Source organism: Micromonospora sicca (genome assembly GCF_003172935.1).
GTDB classification, from domain to species: Bacteria; Actinomycetota; Actinomycetes; order Mycobacteriales; family Micromonosporaceae; genus Micromonospora; species Micromonospora sicca.
This window is the reverse complement of record NZ_QGKS01000190.1, coordinates 20,418-30,465: the sequence shown is the minus strand read 5'-3', so window position 1 is coordinate 30,465 and position 10,048 is coordinate 20,418. Positions and strand designations below refer to the sequence as shown.

Genomic DNA, 10,048 nt, shown 5'->3' with positions numbered 1-10,048 from the left:
ATCTTGGACGTGGGGCGGGTCCGGGTGGTGGGGTGGGCGTACCGATCACCGAACCCCACGGGGAGGACGCACCATGCCCGAGAACCGTACGTCCGGCATCGACCGTCGCCGGCTGCTCCGGGACGCCGCGGTCGGCACCGCCGCCGTCTCCGCCGGCGGGCTCGCCGCCGCCGCGCTGACCACGCCGGCCCAGGCGGCCCCGCCGGCCACCGCGCCGGTCGCCGCCAGCACCGGCCGACGCCGTGGCGCGGTCAGTTTCCGCTGGTGGGGTACGTCCGGCTGGCGGATCGACATCGGCGACCGGACGGTCCTGGTCGACCCCTACCTGAGCCGCCTCGACACCGGCCTGTTCCGGGGCGCCTTCGACCCGGCCACCCCGCTCGAGGTGGACACCGCCGTCGTCGACCGGCACGTGGACCGGGCCGAGAACGTGCTGGTCACGCACACCCACTGGGACCACTACAACGACGTGCCGCACATCGCCGGCCGGACCGGCGCCCGGGTCTTCGGCACCCTCACGGCCTACCACCTGGGCCTGGCGTACGGGGTGCCGGCCGGGCAGCTCAGCCCGGTGAAGGGCGGCGAGGTGCTCGACTTCGGCGACTACACCGTCGAGGTGGTCAGCTCGCTGCACAGCCGCAACGGGGCGTACTCGCTGGCCTTCCCGGGAGTGCGGGTGTCCCCGCCGCCGAAGCCCGCCACCATCGCGGACCTGCCCGAGGGCGACACCCTGGCGTACCAGATCCGGGTCGCCGACGGCCCGGCGGTGTTCTTCATGGGGGCGAGTGACCTCAACGAGCGCCACCTCGCCGGGCTGGCGCCGGACGTCGCGATGGTGGCCTCGGCGGCGACCAGCTCGACGGCCGACTACGTGCCGCGGCTGATGGCGGCACTGGACTACCCGAAGGTCGTGGTGCCGGTGCACTGGGACAACTTCGAGACCCCGCTGACCAACCCGCCGACCGTCGCGCCGAGCGACCGCAAGCGCCTCGACGACCTGATCGCCGCCGTGCGGAAGGCGTCCCCGCGCAGCCGGGTGGTGGTGCCGGAGTACCACACCGCCTACCACTTCTAGGCGTACGCCGGAGGGGCCGGGATCGCCCGACCCCGGCCCCTCCGCGCGGTGCTCACTTGGCGAGCGGCTGGCCCTGCTTGTCCTTGAACGACCCGACCAGGATCAGGATGAAGTCGATCAGCGTCCAGATGCCCAGACCACCGAAGGTGATGAGCTGCAGGATGCCGGTGCCGACCTTGCCGGCGTAGAAGCGGTGCACGCCGAGCACGCCGAAGAAGAAGCAGAGCAGAAGCGCGACCACCCAGGACTTCTGGGCGGTGGCGGAAACGGGAGCGGTCACGGTGGTCCTTTCACAAATGACGTTGGCGGCCCCGCAGCGTAGCGGGACCGTGGACCACCGGACAAGATCGATAAGGTGAAGTTCAGCCGGACGGTGGAGTCGCCGCTCAGCTCGTCGCCAGGTCGCGCAGCGCGCACACCGACTTCCAGTTGCGGGTCGTCGCCACCACGCCGAGCTGCTTTTCCAGGTACGCGTTGGTGAACTTCGTCCGGCCGTACCCGCCGTCGGGGAAGTGCAGGTGGATCTCCCGGCCGGCCACCGCGTACTCGACGTTCTCCCCGGCCGGCACGGTCAGCTCGGCCACGCGGCTTTTCGTGGGGGGCGCCGACAGGAAGGCCACCAGCAGCCGGGTCGGGTCGTCCTGCCGGTCGGCGTACGGGCTGGCCTCGGTGACCGCCGTCAGTTCGGCGCCGCTGCGGACCAGCACCGGCACGGTCAGCCCCAGCTCGTCGCTGATCGCCCGCTCGATGCCCCGGGCCAGCTTGGCGGGGTCTGTCGCGGTGCTGGTGAAGACCGCGTTGCCGCTCTGCAGGTAGGTCTTGACGTCCTCGTGGCCGAGGTCGGCGACGAGACGGCGCAGGTCGGCCATCGCGATCCGGGTGGTGCCGACGTTGACCCCGCGCAGTAGGGCCACGTACCGGCCCACGCCGGCCTTCCGTTCTGCCATCCCGCCTCCTCGCGTCGATGTGCGTCCTCGTCCAGCCTAGGCAGTCCGTGCGTTGGCCGGCAGCGCCCGCCGGTGGTTGACCCGGCGATCGGCAGGGCGTAGAAGTTAATCAATAGGGAAGCCCGTCTCACTTTTCCGGTCCAGACCCGCGGCTCCATCACGTGACTCCACCCTGCCCCTCCCGTCACGAGCGGAAAGGAGACCTCGGTGACCCGACCCCCGGGCGAGGCTTCCACCCCCATCGAGCGCTTCGGCTACCGGCAGGAGCTGAGCCGTTCCCTGAGCTTCACGGACCTGCTGGTCTACGGTCTGATCTTCATGGTGCCGATCGCCCCATTCGGCATCTTCGGCAGTGTCTACGCCGGCTCCGGCGGCATGGTGGCGCTGGCGTACCTCATCGGCATGGTCGCGATGATGTTCACCGCCCTGTCGTACGCGCAGATGGTCAAGGCCTTCCCGATGGCCGGCTCGGTCTACAGCTACGCCGGCCGCGGCATCGCCCCACCGGTCGGCTTCCTCGCCGGCTGGGTGATCCTGCTCGACTACATCCTGGTGCCCGGTCTGCTCTACCTGGTGGCCAGCGTAGCGATGCACTCGCTCGTGCCGGCCGTGCCGGTGTGGGCCTGGCTGGCCGCCTTCGTCGTGCTCAACACCGCGGTCAACTACCTCGGCATCCGGATGACCGCCCGGGTCAACCGGGTCATGCTGGCGGCCGAACTGGTGATCCTGGCGATCTTCCTGGTGGTCGGCGTGGTCGCGCTCGCCGAGGGCAAGGGCGACGGATTCAGTGTGCGCCCGCTCTTCGACTCCGGGACGTTCTCCTGGCCGCTGGTGTTCGGCGCGGTGTCGATCGCCGTGCTCTCCTTCCTCGGCTTCGACGGCATCTCCATGCTGGCCGAGGAGAGCCGGGAGGAGGCCCGCCAGATCGGCCGGGCGATGGTGGCGGCGTTGCTGCTCGCCGGCACCCTGTTCATCGTGCAGACCTGGGTCGCCGCGCTGCTCGTACCGGACTCGGCGAGCCTGCTGGCCGACGGCGACCCGGAGGGCACCGCGCTCTACGACGCCGCCCGGGTCGCCGGCGGGGGCTGGCTGGCCGGGCTCACCGCCCTGGCCACCGCGATCGCCTGGGGCTTCGCCAACTCGCTGGTGGCGCAGGCCGCCACCTCCCGCCTGCTGTACGCGATGGCCCGGGACGGGCAGATGCCCCGGCTGCTGGCCCGGGTCAACGCCCGACACCGAGTGCCAGCCAACGCCACCCTGCTGGTCGCCGGCATCTCCCTCGCGCTCGGGCTCTGGATGGCGAGCCGGGACGACGGCATCTCCCTGCTCTCCACACTGGTCAACTTCGGCGCGATGACGGCCTTCCTGGCGCTGCACGTGTCCGTGGTGGTGCACTACGTGATCCGTAACAGCAGCCGGGACTGGCTGCGGCACCTGGTCGTGCCGGTGGTCGGCTTCGTCATCCTGCTCTTCGTCGTGATCAACGCCAAGGTCGCCGCTCAGGTGCTCGGCTTCGTCTGGCTGGGCATCGGGGTGCTGGTCCTGCTGACCTTCTACGCGACCGGCCGGCGCCCCGAACTGCCCGCCCTGACCGACGCCGAGCACGAACCCACGGACGAGCCGGCCAAGGAGCGAGCATGAACGAGGTCGTGAAGTACCGGCCCGAGCCAGACGAGCTGTCGTACACCTTCGGCGGGCGGGAGCCGGTGCGCCGGGTACGGCCGGGCACGATCCTGGAGCTGCACACCGAGGACTGCTTCGGCGGGCGGGTACGCGGGGTGGACGACCTGCCGTCGCGGGTGTGCGAGTTCCCGTACCTCAACCCCGTGACGGGCCCGATCCACGTCGAGGGCGCCGAACCGGGGGACACCCTCGCCGTCCACTTCGTCGCCATCGAACCGGCCCGGGACTGGGCGATCTCCACCACCTTCCCGCATTTCGGGGCGCTCACCGGCACCCACGCCACCGCCACCCTGCATCCCCCGCTCGACGAGGTCGTCTGGCGGTACGACGTCGACGTGGCCGCCGGCACGGTCACCTACCGCGCCCGGCGCGGCGACTTCACCGTCGAACTGCCGCTGGACCCGATGCACGGCACCGTCGGCGTGGCGCCCGGCGCCTTCGAGGCGCGCATGACGATCACCCCGGACACCCACGGCGGGAACATGGACACCCCCGAGCTGCGGGCCGGGGTCACCGCCTACTTCGGCGTCAACGTGCCGGGAGCCCTGTTCGCCCTCGGGGACGGCCACTGCCGGCAGGGCCACGGCGAGGTCTGCGGCACCGCGGTGGAGGCGGCCATGAACACCACCGTCGTGGTCGACGTGATCAAGGGCGTCGGGACGCCGTGGCCGCGCCTGGAGTCCGACGACGCGCTGATGTGCACCGGCTCGGCCCGGCCGCTGGAGGACGCGTACCGGATCAGCCAGCACGACCTGGTCACCTGGACCGCCGAGCTGGTCGGCCTGGACCAGCTCGACGCGTACCAGCTGATCAGCCAGGCCGGCGAGGCGCCGGTCGGCAACGTCTGCGACCCCAACTACACGATGGTCGCCAAGGTGGCCAAGCGCTACCTCGGCGGCGCGAGCACCTACGACGGGACGCACACCCGGCTGCGGCAGATCGCCCGCGACTACCTGACCCACCGCTGAGCCGACGGGGACGCCGCCGTTGGCGGGCGTCCCCTATGGCGGCCAGCAGCCGGGGGCGTGGCGGTCAGCGCCGGCGGATGGCGGTGGAGTCGAGCCGGAAGCCGATGGTGCGGTCGACAATCCGCTCGACCAGCTCCATCTTCCGCAGTCCGGTTACCCCGCGCAGCCCCGTCCGCGCGGCCAGCGCCCGCAGGTCACGGGTCGTCCACGACGACAGGTACGCCGTACCGTCGTCGCGCCGCGACATGGCGGCGAGCGCCGCGTAGGCGTGCTCGGGGTCCACGGCGGACGCCGCCACCGGCCGCGTGGCCAGCGGGGCGGCCGCACCGGTCGGTGCCGCGACGGTGGTCGTCCCGGCGGCGGTCGCCAGGGCCGGGGAGGCGGAGGGACCAGATGGCGTGGCGTCCCCCGCCCGGACCAACGCCAGCCGGGCCCGCCCGGCGGCCAGCTCGGTCAGGTCCGCCGCCGAGAGGCCGGTCAGGAACTCGGCGACCCGGGCCAGGGCGGTGCGCGTCGGGTCGGTCATGCCGTGGCTCCGGCGGGCTGGAGGTGGGCGAGGAACTCGGTGGTGATCTGCCGCAGCTCCTCGCGGACCGGTGGGGCGGTGACCCGTTCCCGCAGCACCACCGGCACGCCGCGCGGGGTGTTCGTGGCGAAGAGCGTGACGTTCTCCCGCAGCGCGGTCGGGAAGACCGGCACGCCGAGCGCCCGGACCTGGTCCATGTAGCCCTGATGGGCGGCGATCGGCCGCTGCGCCATGAGCTGGATCATCGTGAACACCACGCCGGCGATCCCCGGCGCGACCTTGTGGTGCCGGCGGATGGTGGCGAACCGGCGGGAGTCCGCGTTGTACCGGTCGACCAGCTCCCGGACGTTGCCGTGCAGGTAGTCGATGCCGAGCGTGGAGAGGTAGTCGGCCCGCGCCGGGATCAGCAGGTGGTCGCTGGCGATGATCGCCGACTGAGTGACCACGTTGAAGTTCGGCGGGCAGTCGATCAGCACCAGGTCGTACGGATCCAGCGCCTCGTCGTGCAGCCCCTCGGCCAGCGAGCCCCGCACCCGGAACAGCTCGGCGTCGTACTCGTCGCCGTCGGCCACGCCCCGGGCCAGCGCCAGGTCGATGTCGACGAGCTGGAGGTGGGACGCGATCAGGTCGAGCCGGCCGGCGCCCTTGAGGTGCGCGTTCGCCGGGCCGGGGGAGACCACCAGCTCACCGAGGGTGATCTTGGGGGTGTCCCCGCGCAGCCCGTCGTACCAGCGCTTGACCGTGCGGTCGTCGCGCAGCCGGTCCCGCCAGTCGTCCGGCTCGTAGAAGCTGAACGTCAGGCTGGCCTGCGGATCGAGGTCGATCAGCAGCACCTTCATCCCCCGGTTGGCCAGCTCGGCCCCGAGGTTGGCGGTCATGGTGGTCTTGCCCACCCCGCCCTTGTAATTGATCACCGATACGACGTACACCGGCACCTCCCCAGACGGGGAACGGTAGCGGCAGCCGGATCCGACCCAAGAAGCCCCCCGTACGTCCTGCCGCGGTCCGGGCGGCCCCGTACGCATTGTCGTGTCCCTCGTCAGTGGACAGCTGCTCGGAGGATGCGACGTCGGCTTCCCGGGTGACCCGGGATCAGGTTCCGGTACGACGGGAATTTCCGGCCAGCCAGTTATCGACGTCGTGACGTCTTCGTTACAGAAAGTCTCTTCGCATTCGTCGTCGCTGATGGTCTGCTAAGGAACGTATTCCCTGGTCAGCCCCGGTAGGACTGCAACGCACGGGGCTGGAAAGGTGTTACATCGATGGCCGTGGACGAGCTGTCGCGGCCACACTCCCAGGAGGCATCCGCGTGCGAATGAGACGACCGAGCCGGATCGCGGCCCTGACGGCGGGCATGACAGCGCTCGCCTTCACGGTCTCGGCCCCGGCCCAGGCCAACGACCACGAGAACCTTCCCGGCGAACCGACCATCACGCTGCCGATCAACGACAGCGCCGCGGGCGGAACGTACAACCAGGACTTCACCCGGGTGTACGCCAACACCACGCCCGACGGCACCCCGGTCTACATCTACGTCCCGAAGGGCACCCCGCTCGACGGCACCGCGCCGGCCGGCGTGGCCAGCCTCGACCCGCAGTTCGACCACAACCCGGCCGACGGGTTCACGCCGTGCGCCACCGCCACCGCGGCGCAGTTCACCCTCACGCAGGCGGAGATCAACTACGTCGGCGACAAGCTCGCCGACCAGATCGTCGCCGTGGACGAGGAGCACTACGGCCCGATGGACGCGGCCGACCCGGCCGAGCCGGCCAGCGACTCGCTGGTGATGGTCCTCTACAACATCCAGGACGACGCGTACTACGACTGCGCGCAGACGTCGTACACGGCCGGCTACTTCGCCCCCGACTTCATCGACAGCGTCGGCATGAACGTGATCGTGGTCGACGCCCTGGACTGGGCGAACCGGGTCGGGCCGAACGACTCGCCGTGGCGCGACGCCAACCCGGCCAACGACCGTCCGGAACTGTACGAGGGCACCGTCGCCCACGAGCTGCAGCACCTGCTGCACAACTACAGCGATCCGGGCGAGCTCTCCTGGGTCGACGAGGGGCTGGCCGACTTCGCCATCTTCCTCAACGGCCTGGACGCCGGCGGCTCGCACCTGAGCAACCAGCAGGTCTTCTACGAGGAGACCTCGCTGACCCGCTGGGGCGGCACACTGGCCAACTACGGCGCCTCGTTCACCTACTTCCAGTACCTGTGGGAGCAGGCCGGCGGCAACGGCGACGGCACCTACACCCCGGACAAGCAGTACGACGACAAGGCCGGTGACCTGCTCATCAAGACCATCTTCGAGGAGCAGGCCGACGGCATGACCGGCGTGCAGAACGCCATCGACGACTTCAACGCCGCGACCGGCTCGCACCTGCGCAGCGCGGCGGACCTGTTCCGCGACTGGTCGGTGGCGGTCTACCTGGACGACGAGAACTCGCCGACCTACGACATCAAGGCCTTCAACTTCGGTGACCCGGCCGACACGGCGTGGACCATCGACATCGCCGACGACGTGTTCTGGAGCGGTCGCGGCAGCTACCAGGGGGCCACGCCGGAGGCCAAGTGGGCCCGGCTGAAGAACCGCCCGGACACCACCGCCGTGCCGTTCGGCATGTCGGTCGAGCGGTTCCGCAACCCCGGCCCGACCGTCGCGGTCGCCTTCGACGGCGACGACCAGACGGTCATCGCCCCGCACACCGGCACCACCCACTGGTACGCCGGCTACGAGAGCCAGTCCGACAACATCCTCAACGTCGATACCGCCGGCCCGGTCAGCTCGCTGGACTTCTGGAGCTGGAACTTCATCGAGGAGGGCTGGGACTACGGCTTCGCCGAGGCCCTGGTCGGCGGCGACTGGGTCACCGTCCCGCTGCGGAACGACGCCGGACAGGTCGTCACCACCAACGACAACCCGCACGGCAACAACACCGAGGGCAACGGCCTGACCGGCACCTCCGGCGGCGAGTACTTCGTGGACGACCCGGTCTACGTGCACCTCACCGCCAACCTGCCGGCCGGCGCGACCGACGTGCGGTTCCGGTACTCCACCGACGCCGCCTACCTGGACACCGGCTGGTTCGTCGACGACGTCCGGGTCAACGGCGCCGACGCGACCCTCTCCTCGCCGGCCGGCGACTGGTTCTCCACCACCGGCACCCAGGACAACAACTGGACCGTCCAGGTGGTCAGCCACTGCGACCTCACGCCGGGCACCACCTCGGCGGGGGAGATCACCGACGGCGCGGGCAACTGGGTCTACCGGTTCACCGGGGACCAGTTCACCCGTAGCGGTCTCCAGACGAAGTGCGCCGGCGGCAACCAGGACGACTTCGCCGTCCTGATCTCCAACCTGCCGACCGGCGACCTCACCTTCCTGGACGCGGACTACACCTTCCGGGTGACCAACACCGGCAACAAGAAGTAGGACGCACCACCATCGGTGGGCCCGTGCCGCGCGGCGGCACGGGCCCACCGCCGCGTCGGGGTCGGGCGCCCGGGGCTACCGCGCCGCCGCGCTCGCCGTGAGCTTCGGGCAGCCGCGACGGCCGAGCTCAGGGCTTCTGGTAGGCGGGCAGGCCGAGGCTGGCGCGTACCTTGGTCGCCTGCTCGCCGCCGTCGTGCGCGGCGGCCGCGCGGATCTCCCGCATGAGCGCCGCAGCGCTCGTCGCCTCGCCGGCCAGCTTCCAGTGCGGCAGCGCCAGGTCGTTCTCCTTGAGCAGCGCAGCGACCGGGGCCTGCGCCTTCGCCGGCCAGACCGTCGTCCGCAACTGGTCCGCGTGGGCGGCGTTGGTGGTGGCGACCGTACGGGCCAGGGTGCGGACCGTACGCCACGGCCGGCCCGCCTTCAGCGCCTCCTGCAGCTCCTCCAGGGCCGTGTTGTACGGCGCCACGATCGCCAGGTAGCGGCCCTTGGCCTCGTTCGCGGTCAGCGGGGCCGGGGCCGTCGGCGCGGAGGTCTGCCAGGCCGGCAGCTCGGTCGTCCGTTCGGTGCCGCCGCCGCAGCCGGCGAGCAGCAGGACCAGGGCCAGGGCGGCGGGCCAGCGATGCACGGAACTTCCCATCTGGGCCGGGGGCGGGACACCGGAAGTCTAGGGGTGACCCGGCAACCCTGCCGGCCGCCGATCTATTCGGCGACGGGGAGCGCGACCTCGTTACGGCGCAGGAACGACGGCTTCCACGGCGGGTCGAAGCGGGCGTACCGGACCGCGCCGGCCGGCTGGAACCCGGCGGCGGCGACGGCCCGGCCCAGCGCGGTGGCCCGCTCCTCGAACGCCCGGGTGGTCCACCGGCCGGAGAACCGCGTCGCGGCGACGAGCTGCCCGGGGATCTCCCGGGTGGTGATCCGGGGATCCTCCGGCTCGGGCAGCGTCGCCGCGGTGAAGGGCGCGGGCATGGCGAACCGCACCAGCCAGCAGCCGGGCCGGTCGCCCTCCTCCTGGACCATCGGGGCGGTCACCTCGATCTTCTCCGTCCTGGCCGGCTCCTGCACCACCGGCGCGGTCATGCCGATCGGCCGCCGGGACCGGTTGGCCCCGCCGATGTACCGGGCCAGCAGTCGGAACGCCTCGCTGCCGGCCGTGGCGAAGTCGCCCTCGACGCGCACCTCGGCCACCAGGTGCGGCGGGTAGCGGCGCAGCTCGAAGCCCGGATGGCGGGCCACCACCCGGTACGGCTGCCGCTCGGTCATCGCATGCTCCCGGCCTCGCTGTCCTGTCGGAAACGCTACCGGGCTCCCGTCGCGGGGCAGGCCGGGATTGAACTCCTGCCGCTCGGGGGCCGTACCACTGGGCGAGGATGTGGTGCGGCGGGTCAGCCGCACCGCTGCCGAGTTGCG

10 protein-coding genes are annotated in these 10,048 nt (G+C 71.3%); 4 read left to right on the top strand and 6 right to left on the bottom strand.

Annotated features, from left to right (window positions below):
• Positions 1–73: 73 nt before the first annotated feature.
• Positions 74–1,075: an MBL fold metallo-hydrolase gene (locus DKT69_RS12000; RefSeq protein WP_109801641.1), complete on the top strand. Its 1,002-nt coding sequence runs from the start codon at positions 74–76 to the stop codon at positions 1,073–1,075.
• A gap of 52 nt (positions 1,076–1,127) precedes the next feature.
• Here DKT69_RS12000 and DKT69_RS11995 read toward each other — a convergent pair whose 3' ends face one another.
• Together DKT69_RS11995 and DKT69_RS11990 are read right to left on the bottom strand one after the other, a co-directional pair.
• The gene (locus DKT69_RS11995) at positions 1,128–1,355 is read right to left on the bottom strand and encodes a TM2 domain-containing protein (RefSeq protein WP_109801640.1); all 228 of its coding nucleotides are present in this window, start codon (positions 1,353–1,355) and stop codon (positions 1,128–1,130) included.
• Between the two features lie 106 nt (positions 1,356–1,461).
• The gene (locus DKT69_RS11990) at positions 1,462–2,022 is read right to left on the bottom strand and encodes a DUF1697 domain-containing protein (protein ID WP_236647739.1); all 561 of its coding nucleotides are present in this window, start codon (positions 2,020–2,022) and stop codon (positions 1,462–1,464) included.
• Between the two features lie 207 nt (positions 2,023–2,229).
• Here DKT69_RS11990 and DKT69_RS11985 point away from each other — a divergent pair, with 207 nt between their 5' ends.
• Together DKT69_RS11985 and DKT69_RS11980 are read left to right on the top strand one after the other, a co-directional pair.
• The gene (locus DKT69_RS11985) at positions 2,230–3,663 is read left to right on the top strand and encodes an APC family permease (RefSeq protein WP_236647737.1); all 1,434 of its coding nucleotides are present in this window, start codon (positions 2,230–2,232) and stop codon (positions 3,661–3,663) included.
• Entirely contained in the window at positions 3,660–4,673 is a 1,014-nt protein-coding gene (locus DKT69_RS11980) for an acetamidase/formamidase family protein (RefSeq protein WP_109801639.1), read from the top strand. Before DKT69_RS11985 ends, DKT69_RS11980 begins: the two co-directional genes overlap by 4 nt.
• Positions 4,674–4,737: 64 nt before the next feature.
• Here the strand turns inward: DKT69_RS11980 and DKT69_RS11975 are convergent, their stop codons facing one another.
• Positions 4,738–5,199 carry a Rho termination factor N-terminal domain-containing protein gene (locus DKT69_RS11975; RefSeq protein WP_109801638.1) on the bottom strand — a complete coding sequence of 154 codons (462 nt, stop codon included), beginning with the start codon at positions 5,197–5,199 and terminating at the stop codon, positions 4,738–4,740.
• Positions 5,196–6,128 (bottom strand): ParA family protein, encoded by a 933-nt coding sequence (locus DKT69_RS11970; protein WP_161557819.1) that lies wholly within the window; start codon positions 6,126–6,128, stop codon positions 5,196–5,198. Before DKT69_RS11970 ends, DKT69_RS11975 begins: the two co-directional genes overlap by 4 nt.
• A 386-nt stretch (positions 6,129–6,514) precedes the next feature.
• On the opposite strand from DKT69_RS11970, the gene DKT69_RS11965 reads away from it, so the two are divergent.
• The gene (locus tag DKT69_RS11965) at positions 6,515–8,638 is read left to right on the top strand and encodes a M6 family metallopeptidase (protein ID WP_146231052.1); all 2,124 of its coding nucleotides are present in this window, start codon (positions 6,515–6,517) and stop codon (positions 8,636–8,638) included.
• A gap of 127 nt (positions 8,639–8,765) precedes the next feature.
• On the opposite strand, the gene DKT69_RS11960 is transcribed toward DKT69_RS11965, so the two are convergent.
• A complete protein-coding gene (locus DKT69_RS11960) occupies positions 8,766–9,263 on the bottom strand; it encodes a hypothetical protein (RefSeq protein WP_109801635.1) in 498 nt (165 codons plus the stop codon).
• A 74-nt stretch (positions 9,264–9,337) separates the two neighbouring features.
• Positions 9,338–9,901, bottom strand: coding sequence for an SOUL family heme-binding protein (locus DKT69_RS11955; protein WP_109801634.1), 564 nt, complete (start codon positions 9,899–9,901; stop codon positions 9,338–9,340).
• Between the last annotated feature and the right edge of the window lie 147 nt (positions 9,902–10,048).

Excerpts from the sequence above, each read along its gene's own strand:
- DKT69_RS11980 (WP_109801639.1), top strand. The coding sequence starts at position 3,660 with ATGAACGAGGTCGTGAAGTACCGGCCCGAGCCAGACGAGCTGTCGTAC.
- DKT69_RS11975 (WP_109801638.1), bottom strand. The coding sequence starts at position 5,199 with ATGACCGACCCGACGCGCACCGCCCTGGCCCGGGTCGCCGAGTTCCTG.
- DKT69_RS11955 (WP_109801634.1), bottom strand. The coding sequence starts at position 9,901 with ATGACCGAGCGGCAGCCGTACCGGGTGGTGGCCCGCCATCCGGGCTTC.
- DKT69_RS11990 (WP_236647739.1), bottom strand. The coding sequence starts at position 2,022 with ATGGCAGAACGGAAGGCCGGCGTGGGCCGGTACGTGGCCCTACTGCGC.
- DKT69_RS11965 (WP_146231052.1), top strand. The coding sequence starts at position 6,515 with ATGAGACGACCGAGCCGGATCGCGGCCCTGACGGCGGGCATGACAGCG.
- DKT69_RS12000 (WP_109801641.1), top strand. The coding sequence starts at position 74 with ATGCCCGAGAACCGTACGTCCGGCATCGACCGTCGCCGGCTGCTCCGG.